Origin of the sequence: Anabaena subtropica FACHB-260, from assembly GCF_014697105.1 — a bacterium.
Taxonomy (GTDB): Bacteria; Cyanobacteriota; Cyanobacteriia; order Cyanobacteriales; family Nostocaceae; genus Trichormus; species Trichormus subtropicus.
The window spans coordinates 118,119-134,906 of the sequence record NZ_JACJRF010000009.1 but is presented as its reverse complement, the minus strand read 5'-3'; the positions used below and the strand labels follow the sequence as shown (position 1 = coordinate 134,906).

Annotated in this window: 13 protein-coding genes; 2 read left to right on the top strand and 11 right to left on the bottom strand. The window is 42.5% G+C overall.

The window, feature by feature from the left end; all coding sequences use genetic code 11:
• Positions 1-109 precede the first annotated feature (109 nt).
• Together H6G18_RS07900 and H6G18_RS07895 are read right to left on the bottom strand one after the other, a co-directional pair.
• Entirely contained in the window at positions 110-769 is a 660-nt protein-coding gene (locus H6G18_RS07900; protein ID WP_190406538.1) for a (2Fe-2S) ferredoxin domain-containing protein, read from the bottom strand.
• 67 nt (positions 770-836) lie between these two features.
• On the bottom strand, positions 837-1,094 hold the full coding sequence (locus tag H6G18_RS07895; RefSeq protein ID WP_190406537.1) for an Asr1405/Asl0597 family protein: 258 nt from the start codon (positions 1,092-1,094) through the stop codon (positions 837-839).
• Positions 1,095-1,412: 318 nt separating this feature from the next.
• On the opposite strand from H6G18_RS07895, the gene H6G18_RS07890 reads away from it, so the two are divergent.
• Positions 1,413-2,096, top strand: coding sequence for an S-layer homology domain-containing protein (locus tag H6G18_RS07890; protein WP_190406536.1), 684 nt, complete (start codon positions 1,413-1,415; stop codon positions 2,094-2,096).
• A gap of 435 nt (positions 2,097-2,531) precedes the next feature.
• Positions 2,532-4,439 carry a 1-deoxy-D-xylulose-5-phosphate synthase gene (dxs, locus tag H6G18_RS07885; protein ID WP_190406535.1) on the top strand — a complete coding sequence of 636 codons (1,908 nt, stop codon included), beginning with the start codon at positions 2,532-2,534 and terminating at the stop codon, positions 4,437-4,439.
• 199 nt (positions 4,440-4,638) lie between these two features.
• On the opposite strand, the gene H6G18_RS07880 is transcribed toward dxs, so the two are convergent.
• The 9 genes from H6G18_RS07880 to H6G18_RS07840 form a co-directional block, all read right to left on the bottom strand.
• Positions 4,639-5,091 carry a nitrate reductase associated protein gene (locus tag H6G18_RS07880; RefSeq protein WP_190406534.1) on the bottom strand — a complete coding sequence of 151 codons (453 nt, stop codon included), beginning with the start codon at positions 5,089-5,091 and terminating at the stop codon, positions 4,639-4,641.
• A 146-nt stretch (positions 5,092-5,237) separates the two neighbouring features.
• Positions 5,238-5,696: a phosphate-starvation-inducible PsiE family protein gene (locus H6G18_RS07875; protein WP_190406533.1), complete on the bottom strand. Its 459-nt coding sequence runs from the start codon at positions 5,694-5,696 to the stop codon at positions 5,238-5,240.
• Positions 5,697-5,995: 299 nt separating this feature from the next.
• Positions 5,996-8,188, bottom strand: a complete 2,193-nt coding sequence (locus H6G18_RS07870; RefSeq protein ID WP_190406532.1) for a molybdopterin oxidoreductase family protein — start codon at positions 8,186-8,188, stop codon at positions 5,996-5,998.
• A 69-nt stretch (positions 8,189-8,257) separates the two neighbouring features.
• The gene (locus H6G18_RS07865) at positions 8,258-9,799 is read right to left on the bottom strand and encodes an MFS transporter (protein ID WP_190406531.1); all 1,542 of its coding nucleotides are present in this window, start codon (positions 9,797-9,799) and stop codon (positions 8,258-8,260) included.
• A gap of 42 nt (positions 9,800-9,841) precedes the next feature.
• Positions 9,842-10,675, bottom strand: coding sequence for a nitrate ABC transporter ATP-binding protein (locus H6G18_RS07860; protein WP_190406530.1), 834 nt, complete (start codon positions 10,673-10,675; stop codon positions 9,842-9,844).
• Between the two features lie 83 nt (positions 10,676-10,758).
• On the bottom strand, positions 10,759-12,732 hold the full coding sequence (locus H6G18_RS07855; protein WP_190406529.1) for an ABC transporter ATP-binding/substrate-binding protein: 1,974 nt from the start codon (positions 12,730-12,732) through the stop codon (positions 10,759-10,761).
• Between the two features lie 72 nt (positions 12,733-12,804).
• The gene (ntrB, locus tag H6G18_RS07850) at positions 12,805-13,644 is read right to left on the bottom strand and encodes a nitrate ABC transporter permease (RefSeq protein WP_190406528.1); all 840 of its coding nucleotides are present in this window, start codon (positions 13,642-13,644) and stop codon (positions 12,805-12,807) included.
• Between the two features lie 126 nt (positions 13,645-13,770).
• Positions 13,771-15,090: a CmpA/NrtA family ABC transporter substrate-binding protein gene (locus H6G18_RS07845; RefSeq protein WP_190406527.1), complete on the bottom strand. Its 1,320-nt coding sequence runs from the start codon at positions 15,088-15,090 to the stop codon at positions 13,771-13,773.
• A gap of 96 nt (positions 15,091-15,186) precedes the next feature.
• The gene (locus H6G18_RS07840; RefSeq protein ID WP_190406526.1) at positions 15,187-16,776 is read right to left on the bottom strand and encodes a ferredoxin--nitrite reductase; all 1,590 of its coding nucleotides are present in this window, start codon (positions 16,774-16,776) and stop codon (positions 15,187-15,189) included.
• Positions 16,777-16,788: the final 12 nt, after the last annotated feature.

The following is a 16,788-nucleotide window of genomic DNA, read 5'->3' as shown; positions in this document are numbered from 1 at the left end:
TAATACTAAGTAATGTGGGGTGGACAAAATGCCCCACCCCATAAAATGAATAATTTTATTTTTTATCTATTAAAACAACACAGTACAAACGATTTCAAAAACTTGATTATTAAAAAACTGAAATTCCACTAACAGTTTCAGCTTTATTGGTGTTTGATATTACGACTTCATGGGAATTATCTGATTGCTGACTGTCAGCAAAATGCTTATTCATCAGTGCAGGAACTTGGGCTGCTTGAATACGGGTGTAGCGAGTTTTATCTGGCATGACTAAATTCGGCCCGGCTTTGCAATTTTTCATGCAGCCAGTACCTTTAATGGTAACTTGGTCTTCTAAACCGCGATCGCTTAAAGTCGCCTCTAAAGCTTGACAAAGTGCCTTACCGCCCCGTTTCATGCAATCAGACTTTTGACATACCAAAATTGTGGCTTTAGGCTTATCTGGTTTTGGTTTGCTATTGCCTATCGTGGGGAATTGCTTAACTGTTTGTTGTATGTCTGTTCTAGCCGCCATTACACTTTCAGCCTTGAGTGTAACTTCGCCAGTTTTTGCGTCATACTTTTTTTGACCAACCACTTGTAACCAAGTACCAGATGGTAAACGCCAATCAAAAGTAAATCTCAATTGCTTGGCAAGCTTGACATAGCATTCACCATCAGCAGTACGTAGCAACAAACCTTTTAACTTATAGCCATCTTTAATAACAAATTCAATAAATCTACCTTCAAGGCAAAACTCTGATACATCTTTACTGTGGCATACACCCATATTGTTCTACCTCTTTGTTAACTAAAGTAAGCTTGAGTCATTAAATCAGCAACACCGCAGCCACAGATTAAGAATCTGGATAGCGACTTTGCCAATTAATTTCAAGAGAATCAATTAAATTTTGGCGAGAAGACGTGAATTGTCTCATCACACTCCAAAGTTGAACAACCGTCACAGGAGAGAGAAATTCAACTTTCAACGGCTGGTTAGCTTCACACCAACAGGGAACTTCTAATTCTTGTAGACGCTGGTAGATTTGCCAACGATCTGCCCAATTTACTTCTACAACGTACTTTTCTTCTACTTCGGAACGGAACGGTTTCAAGCGACTAGCCCTCAAAGTGCGACTAAATTGCAGTAATCATTCATGTTTCTACTCCTGAGGATTAATAATTCTGAGGAGTGAAGATTACTTTATTAGCATATCCTAAGTGCAAACTATTCTCAGTTAGTTTAGCAAAAAAATCTCAATAATTTTTTGTGATCCCCAAACTAAGATTAATTGCTTGATATCGGACATGGGACACCTGAGTTAGTAAAAATGCGTCACCATAGTTAAGAGTCAACCCCCTTTGGGGGAATCCAAAATTAAAAAATTGTTTACTCAGTACTTCATCGAAGCAAATTAACAGTGGTAAGAACTATGCGGCCTTTGCTAAGTACCCTTTCATTAGTATTGCTACTCCAGGGCTTCCCGGTAATTGCTCAAGCTCAAGTAACAGAGACTACTGGGGGAGTGGCATCAGCAGCAATACAACAGGTAATTGCTGCCAATTTGATGACCAATTCGGCAGATGGGAAGTTTTATCCAGAAAGGCTAATGAATCGTGCCGAACTAGCCTCGATTTTGGTAAAAGCATTTCGCCTCAATAAACAAGAAGCCGCCAACCAACCAAAGCCAATTACAGTTGCAGATGTACCCTCTTCTCACTGGGCGTATCAAGATATTCAGACAGTTTTGAAAACAGATGTGATGAAAGGCTATCGGGGAAATTTGTTTTTCCCTAATCAACGGGTGACAAGGGCGGAAGCTTTAGCGATTTTTGCCCAAGCTTATGGAGTATTTCAATTTTCTGATGATGTAGTGAACGAAATACTTGCACCCCATCCAGACGCAGGTTCTATACCGACTTGGGCGAGAAGAGCGATCGCCACAGTCATTACAGAAGGATTCATTAATACTGATGACCAAAACAACATATCTCCTCTAAGACCTATGACTCGTGGAGATATGGCTTACTTGCTGAGTAAATATTTGCAAAGACAGGAAAAACAACCAGAAATGCCAGTAGTTCCCACGACTACCGACAGTCCACGACTACCCTAATACTTAACACTAGTAAAAATCAACAGATGAAGGTAAAAATATGACATACCTATACGGTGATATTTTTGCTGACAAAATCTCTGTCTATTTTTGCAGTGTCGTACCATAGTTTATTTGGATAGAATACACTAGATATAAGCTTTAGCCTCTCACTCCCCTTGCAGAGTGTGTTTTCAAGAACAAATCAGCAAGATATTCTTCTACTTTGATGATTTTCACAAAATGAATCTAATTACACTATTTCAAGTAATTTTGCGGTGTAGGTTATAAAGCATAATCACTAGTAAAAAATGCTGAAAGCTTAGTGCTTAATTACCCATTACTAGTGAATAAATTTCCGACTGCTACTTAGTAACAGTCTAATTCTCCGGGCTACCCGACCGTGGGAAAATCAGAATACCAAAAGTAGAGATTAGAGAGGAAAACCCTATAATTATGCATCTGAGTGAAATCACCCATCCCAATCAGCTGCACGGTCTATCCATCCGGCAACTGCAACAAATAGCCCGTCAGATTCGAGATAAGCACCTGCAAACAGTAGCCGAATTTGGTGGACATCTGGGGCCTGGCTTGGGTGTTGTAGAGTTAACGCTAGGGCTTTACCAGACTCTAGATTTAGACCGGGATAAAGTTATATGGGATGTAGGACACCAAGCTTATCCCCACAAGCTGATTACAGGACGCTACAGCAACTTCCACACTCTCAGGCAAAAAGATGGAATTGCTGGTTATCTCAAGCGGGGTGAAAATAAATTCGATCATTTTGGTGCAGGCCACGCTTCAACCAGTATCTCCGCCGCATTGGGCATGGCTTTAGCACGCGATATGAACGGGGAAAAGTTTAAAGCTGTGGCGGTGATTGGCGATGGTGCATTAACTGGTGGGATGGCGTTGGAAGCTATCAACCATGCTGGACACTTGCCTAAAACTAACCTGCTGGTTGTTCTCAACGACAATGAGATGTCGATTTCTCCTAACGTCGGGGCAATTCCTCGTTATCTCAACAAAATGCGTCTCAGTCCACCTGTGCAGTTTATCAAGGATAATTTTGAGGAACAGTTCAAACACATTCCCTTTGTCGGCGAATCCCTATCTCCAGAACTAGGACGGATTAAAGAAGGGATGAAACGGTTGGCTGTTCCCAAAGTCGGCGCAGTCTTTGAAGAACTGGGCTTTACCTACATGGGGCCAGTCGATGGGCATAATTTAGAAGAATTGATTGCTACCTTTCAACAAGCACATCAAATAGCAGGGCCGGTTTTAGTTCATGTATCAACAATCAAAGGTAAAGGTTATGAACTCGCCGAAAAAGACCAAGTAGGCTATCATGCCCAAACTCCTTTTAACTTGACAACTGGGAAAGCAATTCCCTCCAGCAAACCCAAGCCACCTTCTTATGCCAAGGTCTTCTCCCATACCTTAGTGAAACTAGCCGAACAAAACCCTAAAATTATTGGGATTACGGCAGCGATGGCAACAGGAACGGGTTTAGATAAACTACAAGCAAAACTGCCCAATCAATATATTGATGTTGGTATTGCGGAACAACACGCCATCACCTTAGCGGCTGGTTTAGCAACTGAAGGTATGCGTCCAGTAGCTGCCATCTACTCTACCTTCTTGCAACGGGCTTATGACCAAATCATCCATGATGTCTGTATCCAAAACTTACCAGTATTTTTCTGTTTGGATCGGGCGGGAATAGTCGGTTCTGATGGCCCCACCCACCAAGGTATGTATGACATTGCTTACCTACGGTGCATTCCCAACATAGTAATGATGGCACCGAAAGACGAAGCAGAAATGCAGCGCATGGTAGTAACAGGTATTGAGCATACCACCGGGCCGATCGCTATGCGTTTCCCTCGTGGCAATGGCTACGGTGTTCCTTTGATGGAAGAAGGCTGGGAACCTTTGGAAATCGGTAAAGGCGAAATTCTCCGCAACGGTGATGATGTGTTAATCACCGGCTACGGTACGATGGTTTACCCCAGTATGCAGGCGGCGGAAATTCTCAGTGAACACGGTATTGAAGCGACTGTGATTAATGCCCGCTTTGTTAAACCCTTGGATACTGAGTTGATTTTACCCTTGGCTCAGAAAATCGGGCGGGTTGTCACTTTGGAAGAAGGCTGTGTGATGGGTGGCTTTGGTTCAGCTGTAGTAGAAGCCTTGTTAGATGCTGATGTTGTCGTTCCTGTCAAGCGCATTGGGATTCCCGATGTGTTGGTAGAACACGCTACCCCAGATGAATCCAAGGCAGAATTAGGCTTGACTAGTCGTCAAATTGCTGAAAGAGTGTTGCAGGCTTACTTTCAAAAACAATTATCGACTGTAAGTTAAGTCTGGTTCGTGCCTGTGCGAAGTTGAGAGTTATAGTTTAGAGTCAGGTAGGTAAAACTGCCTGACCAAGGGTGCGACGGTCTACTACTTCTTTTAATATACAAGGGTGCGTCAGTATGAATAATCTCATGGTACAGCTAAGTTTTCTCGCACTGACGCACCCTACATTTGGGATATTTTTTTGTCTGGGAGTTCCTAATTAAACAAGATGAAACTCAGCGATCGCCTTAGGAAAATTTTTGTTTTCATGTCCTGAACGGCTGAGTTTAATCAAAGCAAAACGTTGCAAGGGTGTTAAATTTGCCCATTGTGACAAAGTTACAGCAATACCTATCTCTTCGGCTTTTTCCTGAATACTAGCTGGTATCGTGCTAGAGTCTAGCCAAGCTGGCTCAGGTTCAATCGGTAGTGTTGTAGGTAGTTTACCAGTACGGCTTAATATTAACTGTTGAAGATAATCTTGATAAGATTGAATTTCTGCTGCTATAGTGCAAGGTAATTCAACTAAAGCTTCACGTTCAACTTGAGTCATTTGGTTCCAATCGGATAATTTCAGTTTAATACCACAGGTATCAAGTTTGTATCGCACCTGCATAGGTATGCAGCGTAAGGAATCAACAAAATCTGCTTCAAATTGAAAAAAATGTACCATATTTCACGTTGAGAAATTTTAGTTTTAAAATTAATTAAAAATGTTTGATGTTGCTGAGTAAAAGTATAAATTTTTCTCAGAAAAATGTGAAAATTTAAGACCTCAAAATATTGATATTCATCCGTTAATTTATCAATACAAAATCTTTAATTTCTGCGACTAGAATTAGTAAAATGAATTATTAGATAGCTAATGGAAAGAGCAAGAATCGCTATTCCTAAACCAATGATATCAAGACCTTTAACTTTTTCTAAATCAAGAATAATAATTTTTCTGGCGACTGCAATTAAAGAAGTAACAATTACTAATTCAACCTGAAGTACTTGTTTTTTAAGATAGGCTGTGATGTTTTCTAAAAGTTCTAAAGCGATTAAAACATTTAAAAATAAACCAAAAACTGTAAATAGTGTTGTGCTTATTCTACCGTAGGGTGGAGTAAATAATTCTTTAACAATAAAAGTTGCTAAATCAGCTATTATTAAAAAAATTACTATTATCATAAAAACAGATAGAATTTTGGCAACTACCGTTTCTAGGCTTTCAATAATGTGGATAAAGTTATCATTTTTCGTAATCCACATAATTCTATGAATGAATCTTTTCATTAGCTACACCACATTCCTGAGTAAGCTGCCATTATTAAAAAATAAAAGAAAATCCTCTAGATTTAGTCTATAGGATGAAAATAGGGTCAATTTTTACCTTAAATTATCATAAAAGGAGAAAAATTCACCTTTTGATATAACTTTTATCTTTTAATTAAAGTAATCCAGTAAAAGTCATGATTAAACATCAAAAGTCATCTGAATAGCCAAATATTCACAACATTAGAAATAATAATGGTAAGTATGGACTATGTACTATTGATGAAGTCACCAATTATTAATTACCGATACCTAGCAGCTTACCACTGAGATGACTGGAGTTGATAATTTTGGGGTGTAACTTCTATAGAAATAGGTGTTAATTGGACTGCACAGGCTTTTAACTCTGGTTGCAGAGAATCGGGACAAGATTCAGGATGGGTGAGGGAGTTAGCTTCCGCATCATCTGCCCAAAGTGTACCCCAGTGCATGGGGACAAACACTGTACCTGGGGAAATAGCCTTGGTCACCTTGGCGGGAAACTTGGCGCTACCTCGACGCGATCGCACTTCTACCACTTGATTATCAGTAATACCTAACTTTGCCGCATCACGGGGATGAATTTCTATAAATGGTTCTGGGTGCATCGAGCGGATTTTTTCTATGCGACCAGTCCGCGTTTGGGTGTGCCAATGTCCGTATAATCGTCCAGTGGTCAATACAAAAGGATAATCAGGATCTGGTGGTTCTGCTAATCCCTTCGAGTAATATGCCCCAAATCGAGCGCGACCATCAGGGGTGTGGAAGTGTAAATCAGTGTAGAGTCTTTTAGAGAGGCTAGTTTGATTCCTACTCCCTATTTCTGGATGCGGCCATTGAGTAGCGCCTTCCGCCTGTAATTGTTTATGACTAATCCCAGACATATCGCAAGGACGACTCCTAGTTAATTGCACAAACTCGGCGTAGACTTGGGCTGAATTTGTAAAGGCGAACTTGTCCGCAAAACCTAATCTTCGTCCAACTTCAGCAAAGATTTCCCAATCTGGCTTTGCTTCTCGTGGTGGTGGGCGGAAGGCTTGACACAGTGTGACTCGGCGTTCTGAGTTAGTCATAATACCAGTTTTCTCACCCCATTGGGCTGCTGGTAACAAGATATGAGCGTAAGCTGTAGTTTCTGTAGGGTAGTAAGCATCTTGGTAGATTGTAAAAGGCGATCGCAATAATGCCTTTTTAGTCCGTTCCAAATCTGGCATACTTACAGCTGGATTAGTAGCCGCAATCCATAATAAACCTACATTACCCTCTTCCAAACCAGTGATCATGTCCCATGCTGTTAAACCAGGATTGGGTGAAATTTGCCCAGGCTGTAATCCCCAAAATTCTTCTACTTCTGTGCGGTGTTGGGGATTTTTCACTAATCGATAACCGGGTAATAAATGGGCTAAACCGCCTGCTTCTCGTCCTCCCATTGCATTTGGTTGACCAGTGAGAGAGAAAGGCCCAGCCCCTGGTTTACCAACTTGTCCCGTCATCAAATGTAAGTTGATAATAGTTCTAACTTTGGCTGTACCTTCACTCGATTGATTCACACCCATCGACCACATAGACAAAACTCGCTGTGATTCACCCCAATAACGGGCGGCGGTTTCTAAATCCTCGATAGTAATACCACATTGACGCGCCACTACTTCCGGTGAATAGTGGCGAATCACCTCAGCATAAGCAGAAAAATTACTGGTACAGTCATCGATGAAACCGACATCTATCATGTTCCAACGCATTAACAAATGGGCGATACCATTTAACAAGTCGATATCGGTACCAGGATTAATCGCTAAATGTAAGTCAGCTGCTTCGGCCGTGGGTGTGCGTCGGGGATCGACCACAATCATTTTTACCTTACGGTTTTTTCTGTGGTACTTCTCCAATCGGTTAAAAACGATGGGGTGACATTCGGCGGTATTTGTCCCAATTAAAAATGCACAGTCAGTTAACTCCAAATCTTCATAACAGCAGGGAGGGCCATCAGCCCCAAAACTTTGGATATAGCCAGATACTGCACTCGACATACATAGTCGAGAGTTAGCATCAAAATTATTGCTACCCAAACAACCTTTCATCAGTTTTTGGGCTATGTAGTAATCTTCAGTTTGGAATTGACCGGAACCATACATACATATAGCTTCCGCCCCTTGGGTAACGCGTACCGTTTGAATACGCTTGGTGATGAGATCAAACGCTTCATCCCAACTGACACGGCGAAACTCCTGATCTAAAGAGTCGCGCACCATTGGGTAATGTAGTCTATTTTTATCCAAAGATTCGGCGATCGTTGCACCTTTGACGCAAACCATACCTTGGCTGGATAGATGGGCTTTATCACCCCGCACCCGCCAAATCGGATTTCCTTGGCTATCTCGATTAGTGGCTTTGTTCGCTTGGGCTGGGGGTGTTACTTCTAGTCCACAACCGACACCACAGTAAGGACAAAGAGTTTTGGTAGATTCAATCATGATGGCTGGCGATGGGCTACGCCTCACTGGAGGTGAATGCTAATTACTCAACTGTTCGTAGTAAGGACTTTAGTCCTTATAGCTTTGAGGAATAAAGTCCTCACTACAAACTCGGACGGATAGTTGTTCTGGAGTTTCTTGTGGTGTTTCCCCTTCGTGGTGTTCAGCAAACGAGCCTTTGGGTTCTTTGAGGAAGAAGCCGCAAAGGAAGGCGACAATCAGCGCTGTCACACCCAAGGTTTGGAAGAAAATTCTATTACCGACATCACTCGCAGGTAACAAGCTGTAGAGGGTGAGATAAGCTACGGCTCCCACGTTACCATAAGCACCAACATTACCCGCAATTTGCCCAGTTACTCGCCGCTTTACCAAAGGGACAATGGCAAAGGTTGAGCCTTCCCCGGCTTGGACGAAAAATGAGCAAGCCATAGTCAGAAGGATTGCTAGAGGTAGCCACCAATTGTTATTTATGCCACTGAAGAACAAATAACCTATACCCATACCACCGGTGAGTACAGTCATTGTCCATTTGCGACTACCCAGACTATCAGAAACCAAACCGCCACCGGGACGGGCAAATAAATTCATGAATGCGTAACTAGCCGCAATCATCCCCGCCAATACTTTATTTAAACCGAAAGTGGTTTCAAAAAATCCGGGGAGCATGGAAACTACTGCTAACTCTGAACCAAAATTGACAAAGTAAGTGAGTTCAAGAATTGCTACCTGAGAAAATTCATAGCGTTCTTCAGTAGAGTACCTCTTCTTACCCGTGACTACATCTCGATTCACATCCCAGCACTTATAAGCTTGGAAGAGATAAAGACCAAGTAAGAGGAGGTAAACAATAACTAATTGAGTTTGATTGATTAAACCAATTTGTCCGATGCGCCAAGCTAATACACCCAAGATACCAACTAGGGGAATATTCGTTAATATCAATAACCAAAAACTCTTTTGGCTAGTAACTTCTATACCACCGTGACGGTTGGGACGCTGATAAACTTTACCAGAGGGTGTGTCTTGGACGCTGAAGAAATATATCACCCCATATACAGCCGCAACTATACCAGTGAGAGCGATCGCTAGTCGCCAGTTAATTTGACCAGCCGCAAATACGCCGGTTGCTATAGCAATTGAAGGTAAGGTAAAAGCCGCAGCCGCCGAACCAAAGTTACCCCACCCGCCATAAATACCTTCAGCTACTCCAATCTCCTTGGGTGAAAACCATTCAGCCACCATGCGGATACCAATGACAAAACCAGCACCCACAATACTCAATGCCAAGCGGCTGATTACCAACTGACCGAAGTTTTGCGCCATTGCAAAGGCCAGACAGGGAAGAGCCGCATACATCAGCAGCAGCGAGTAAGTAATTCTCGGCCCGTACTTATCTAAAACCATGCCAATGATAATCCGCGCAGGCACAGTTAGAGCTACGTTACAGATGGCGATCGTTCTGACTTGTCCTTCAGTTAAACCGATCGCTTCTTTAATCGCTGTTTGAAATGGAGCATAGTTAAACCACACCACAAATGATAAGAAGAAAGCAAACCAAGTTAGATGTAAGATGCGGTAACGATCCCTGAATGAAAATATTTCTTTAAGCATTCTAATCTCGTGATATGAGGGAGAGTAACAACTGTCAACTAACTACTCATCATGAGCAAACCGGTTATACAAGAAATCTAGGGCGTAGTTTCGCAGGTTGTAGTATTCTGGGTCTTCCATGATGCGGCTGCGGTTGCGGGGACGGGCGAAGGGAATATCGAGGATTTCACCGATTTGGGCGGACGGGCCGTTGGTCATCATCACAACTCTGTCGGCGAGGAATAGGGCTTCATCAATATCGTGAGTAATCATCAGGACGGTGACTTGATGATCACTCCAAATTTGCAGTAGTTCTTCTTGTAATTCTTCTTTGGTGATTGCATCTAATGCGCCGAAGGGTTCATCGAGAATCAACACTTGGGGACGAATGGATAAAGCGCGGGCGATCGCCACTCGTTGTTTCATCCCCCCGGAAATCTGACTGGGTCTCTTGTCGGCTGCTTCTGTCAAACCCACCATTGCTAAATGTTCTCTGACAATGGCGCGTTTTTCGGCTTGGGCTTTGTTGGGAAACACTGCATCTACGGCTAGGTAAACGTTTTCAAAGACACTCAGCCACGGGAGTAGACAGTAGTTTTGGAATACCATCATCCGGTCGGGGCCTGGTTCGGTGATGGGTTTGTCTTGCAGGAGAACTACGCCTTCGCTTGGGGTATTAAATCCAGAAATCATGTTTAGTAAGGTTGATTTACCGCAGCCAGAGTGACCAATTAAGCAGACAAATTCGCCTTCACGAACTTTCAGGTCAATTCCATCGAGTACAGTGTAAGGGCCTTCAGAAGTGGGGTAAATTTTGCTGACACCTTCAATGACTAGGAAATTATCTGTCTTTTGAGGTTGTAGGTTGGGTTGATTATTTTTATTGATTATTTGCATATTATTTGGGTGCTGAATAGATTTATGATTTCTCACGCAAAGGCGCAGATGAGGAGAGACGAGGAAGAACTGTGGACTGTTGACTAAAAAAATATTTCTTCAATACGTATTTGGCGTTTAATTTCTAAGCTTTTGAGATATTCTATTGGTTCAGATGGGTTAAAATATTTACCGTCAAATAAGTGAATGGGGTTGTCTTCCCCGATATCGAGTAAGCCGAGGTCGCGGGCTGCTGCACCAAATATGTCTGTGCGGCAAACTCTTTCAGTTATTTCTACCCAGTTTTTCGGGAAGGGTGTTAAGCCCCAACGTGCCATTTGTGTTACCATCCACAAAATTTCGGTGCGGTTGGGATAGTTGGTTTGATTAAGATAAAACTGGTTGTATCCTGTGAGTTGTTGGGGTGGTTTACCGTCGCCGCGATCGTAGGGGTCGATGAAACCAGGGCGGATATATGCAGGATTCACATCCAGATATTCGGGACGAGAGAGTAATTCGAGAATTTCTTCACGGTTGCGGAGGTCGTCACAATACTTGCAGGCTTCTAGGAGTGCTTTGACGAGATTCAGGTAGGTTTCTGGGTACTTTTGCGTCCAATCTTCTCTGACTCCCAAGACTTTTTTCGGCTGTCCTGACCAAATTTCTAAAGCTGTAGCCGCAACGAAGCCTAAATCATCATGGACTGCTTGATAGTTCCAAGGTTCTCCCGCACAGTAACCGTCAATGTTTCCGGCTTTGAGTTGGGCTACCATTTGGGTTGGGGGAATGACTGTTAGGCTAACATCTCTATCGGGATCTATACCACCAGCCGCTAACCAGTAACGCAGAATTAAGTTCTGCATGGATGTGGGATGAACTACTCCCAAGGTGAGAATTTTGTCAGGTGAACCATCAATTACCCCTTTTAAGTCAGCTAGGGTTCTTACACCTTGGTTATATAATCTTTTGCTGAAGGTGAAGGCGTTGGCGTTGCGAGAAAGATTTAAGGCGTTGACTATGGGAGTTGGTGTTTGACTACCAGCGCCTAAAGTTAAAGCAATAGGCATTCCTGCAAGCATTTGGGCTGCGTCTAAGGAGCCAGTTACCACACCCGAAGCGATCGCCTGCCAGTTGTTTGCCCGGCTAAGGATAACATTATCTAAGCCGTACTTGGCAAAGAAGCCTTTTTCTTTGGCGACAATTAAAGGTGCAGAGTCAGTCAGAGGCATAAAACCGATTTCCAAAACGGCTTTAGCTGTGGTCACTGGTGCGGAAATCTGTTGAGTCTTGCGTTTCTTAGCCAGCTTTTGTTGATTGAGGAAGTAAATTATTTCATTTCGCAAATTGTAGTAACTGGGATGTTTAACTACTTCCAAACGCTGACGGGGACGGGGGATAGGAACTTCGAGAATCTGCCCGATGTGTGCTTCTGGGCCATTCGTCAGCATGACGACGCGATCGCTCAATAATAACGCCTCATCTACGTCATGTGTCACCATCACGCAAGTAATCTGATGTTCATTGCAGATTTTCATCAATTGTTCTTGCAAACTCCCCCGTGTCAAGGCATCCAAAGCCCCAAAGGGTTCGTCTAACAGCAACAACTTGGGACGAGTAGCTAAGGCGCGGGCGATCGCTACCCGTTGTTTCATCCCCCCAGACAACTCACTAGGACGCTTATTTGCCGCTAGGCGCAGTCCCACCATATCGATATGTTCTTCGATAATTGCCCGACGTTGACCTTTGGGTTTACCTTGATAAACTTCATCTACAGCCAAGGCGACGTTTTCCCGCACAGTCAACCAAGGAAGCAAGGAATAATTTTGAAACACCACCATCCTATCTGGACTAGGTTCTCTAATTTCCCTACCTTCCAAAGTCACACCACCAACACTAGCTCTATCCAACCCGGCAATAATATTAAGTAAGGTAGATTTACCACATCCAGAGTGTCCAATTAAAGAAATAAATTCCCCTTCTTTAATTTTCAACTCAATATTTTTCAGAGCAATATATCTACCACCATTAGATAAATCAAATATCCGATCAACGTGATCAATTTCCACAAAACTAGTCATTGGTTATTAGTCCTTATCCATTAGTCAATAGTCAACATTCATCAGCCTTTTAAGAGTAATTTCAACTATTAACTACTTCTCCTCTGCCACAACCTTACTAGCAACAAAACCAACTAATCTGTCTAGTAATAAACCCACTAAACCAACATAAATAAGTGCCAAAATAATCTCACTTAAATTAGTTTCAGTCGTAGTGTTATAAGCATCCCAAATAAACGAACCAATACCCACACCACCAACTAACATTTCTGCTGCCACAATTGCTAACCAAGATAAACCAATGCCGATGCGTAAACCTGTGAAAATATAAGGCACAGTAGCAGGAAATACTATCTTAAAAAAGTATTTTATTCCTCGAAGACGTAAAACCTTAGCTACATTGATATAATCTTGAGGAATCTGTTGTACCCCTACTGTGGTGTTGATGATGATCGGCCAAATTGATGTGATAAAAATTACGAAAATTGCTGAAGGATTAGCTTGTTGAAATGCTGCCAGAGAAATAGGTAGCCATGCCAAAGGCGGTACAGTTCGCAATACTTGAAACAGGGGATCTACAGCAGTATAAATTACTTTATTTGCTCCAACTATAATTCCTAATACAACACCCACAACTGCTGCTAGTGAAAAGCCTAAACCAACCCGTCCCAAGCTATTAAGTATCTGCCAACCCAAGCCTTTGTCATTGCCACCATTATCAAAAAACGGATTAATAATAAAAGGATCCCAGGTTTCTGCAATTGTTTCTATTGGCCCTGGTAATTTTAGGTCAGGATTCAAACAAACTAATTGCCAAATGACTAAAAAAATTCCTAATGCTACTAATGGCGGCACTACTTTTTTCAAAAGTAATTTATTGAAATTATTGAGAGATTTTTTTCTGATAGGACGACTCCCCAAAACAGCAGCCATATTGTCTATTGTTTCCTTTGTTACAAGACTTTGTGTTTTAATTAGTAATAGAATTCAAGTCTTCAAGCCAAAAAATAAAAATTTTAATTCTGGATTCTGACTACTGAATTCTGAAACCTGATGGAATTAGACTTTTTTGATTTTTAAATTCTGTAAATATTCTTCTGGCTTTTCTGGGTCAAATTTCACACCATCAAAGAAAGTTTCAACTCCACGAGAACTACTGCTAGGAATTTCAGACTCAGGCACACTAATTGCTTTAGCAGCTTTTTTCCACAAATCTTCTTTATTCACTTGGTCAACAATTTCTTTAATCTTGGTATCTTTTGGCAAATAGCCCCAGCGAATATTCTCTGTTAAAAACCAGATGTCATGGCTCTTATAAGGATAGGAAGCATTATCTGTCCAAAACTTCATGCGATATGGAAAATCTTTCACTGTCCGCCCATCGCCAAAGTCAATATTACCTCTAGACCTTTCTACAATATCGGCGGCTGCAACGTTGAAATATTTGCGGTCAGAACAGATTTTACACATTTCTTCTTTGTTTTCTGCCTTGTCGCACCATTGTTGCGCTTCCAGAATTGCCATCAAAACTGCTTGGGCGGCGTTGGGGTTTTGATTAACCCAATCTTGGCGCATGGCAAAAGCTTTTTCTGGATGGTCTTTCCACAACTCGCCTGTAACTAAAGCTGAATAACCTATTTTTTGGTTTACCAACTGGGCGTTCCAAGGTTCTCCTACACAGAAAGCATCCACAGTACCAACTTTCATGTTTGCCACCATTTGTGGTGGGGGTACGGCTTCCAAAACTACATCTTGGTCTGGATTGATACCGCCAGCCGCCAGCCAGTAACGCATCCATAAATCGTGAGTACCGCCAGGGAAGGTAATACCAGCTTTTAAGGCTTTATTATTGGCTTTGGCTTTAGCGGATGCGTCTTTGAGAGCGTTGCTTTGTAAATTAACTTGGAGTTCTTTAAATTGATTTGCTACAGATATGGCCTGACCGTTAGTGTTTAACCGTGCCAAGATATACATCGGCACTATATTATTGATGGTCATTAGATAAGGCATAGGGCTGAGGATATGCGCGCCATCAATACCACCACCAGAGGAGCCGATTTTTAAGTTATCACGGGTGACTGGCCAAGATGTTTGTTTGATGACTTCAACATCGGTCATGCCATATTTAGCAAATAAGCCTTTCTCTTTAGCAATAATTAAAGGCGCAGCATCGGTTAAGGCAATGAATCCTAGCTTGGCTTTGGTTGTTTCTACCTTGGGGGCGTTAGCAACTGTAGTGACATTAGCAGCTGGTGCGGCTGTGGGTGCTTGATTTGTGCCTGAGTTAGAAGTGTTGGAGGTGCAGCCATGAGCCAAAATAGAAGCCGCAGCCGCCCCAGTAGTAGTGAAAAGAAATTTTCTTCTGGAAACCTGTGTCATTTGTTTTGTGTAATTTGTTAATTCGTCAGTAGTCAGTTTGTTTGTAGTCAGGGCTTTAGTACTTAAAAATCAGGACTTTAGTCCTGACTACGAACTTTATAGAGTAGTCACTAAGGCTTCTTGTCTGGGTTTGGCTCCAAAATTCTGAATGAGTAAATCTCGCAATACTGGTTGCAAGTCTTCACAGGGGATGCCTTTTTGTACACAACGACCTAAGTGTGCGTCTTTGCCGACTTTGCCACCCGTATAGATATCAACACCTTCAACGGCTTTGCCATTTTTACGAGCTTTCGTTCCCATTAAGCCGATGTCTGCAACCTGGGGTTGTCCGCAAGAGTTGGGGCAACCTGTCCAATGGATGCGTACTGGACGAGTGAATGTGAGTTCACTTTCCAAGGCTTGAATCATTTCTGTGGCGCGGTTTTTGGTTTCGATAAGAGCGAAGTTGCAAAACTGTGCGCCTGTACAGGAAACTAGCGATCGCGTCAATGCTCCAGGGTCAATAGAAAATCTCTCTAGCAAGGGATCTGTCAATAATGTCCTCAATCTTTCGTCGGGAATGTTAGGAATAATGATGTTTTGTTCAACAGTCATGCGGATTTCACCGCTACCGTAAACATCTGCCATACGAGCCAGTTCAAACATATCTTCCGCATACAACCTCCCAACAGGGATATGTAAGCCTACATAGTTCAATCCCTCTTGCTTTTGTTTATAGATGCCGATATGGTCGCGCTTTTCCCAATCGATTTCGTCTTTGGGTGCTGCGGGTAGTAAGGATTTACCTAAACGCTGTTCGACTTCTAAACGAAACTTCTCTATACCCCACTCATCAATTAGCCACATCAGCCGAGACTTGAGGCGATTAGCTCTGAGTCCGTGGTCACGATAGACTTCCAAAACGGCCTTACATAAGGCTACGATCTCTTCAGGAGTTACCCAAACATTCAAAGGAATCGCCGCTTCACAACGTTTAGCAGAAAAGAAGCCGCCAACTAAAACGTTAAATCCAAAGACTTTTTGCGGAGTATGGCCACCCTGCTCCCCTGCCTCTTTGAATGCTGGAATAAAGGCCAAATCGTTAATTTCCGCATGGACTGAATTATCACGTCCTCCAGCGATCGCAATATTAAACTTCCGGGGTAGGTTAGTAAATTCTGGATTGCCTTGTCCTTTATTGGTGAGCATATCCTGAATTTGCTGCACTAAAGAGCGAGTGTCATACAACTCATCTGCATCCAATCCCGCTATCGGATCGCCTGTGATGTTGCGGATGTTGTCCATCCCAGATTGCACACTAGTTAAACCCACGGCGTGAAATTTATTGAAGATATCTGGTAAGTCTTCAATTCTGATCCCCCGCAGTTGAATATTCTGTCTAGTTGTAATATCGGCGTTGCCGTCATCTCCGTAACGTTGCACTACTTCCGCTAAAACACGCATCTGATTGCTGGTGAGAATACCATTAGGCATCCGCATCCGCATCATGAATTTACCAGGAGTGACTGGACGAAAGAATACACCCACCCATTTGAGGCGATGATCTCGGTCTGTTACGTCCATTGCTTCCCATCCAAGGGAGGCAATTTTTTCTATTTCTTCCTTGATGGTAAGTCCATCTTTTTCGGCTTTGAATTTCTCGAACTTATTAAGATTGGCTGTGGTAGTAGTGGCTGTGTCTGTCATGATCTTGTTCTC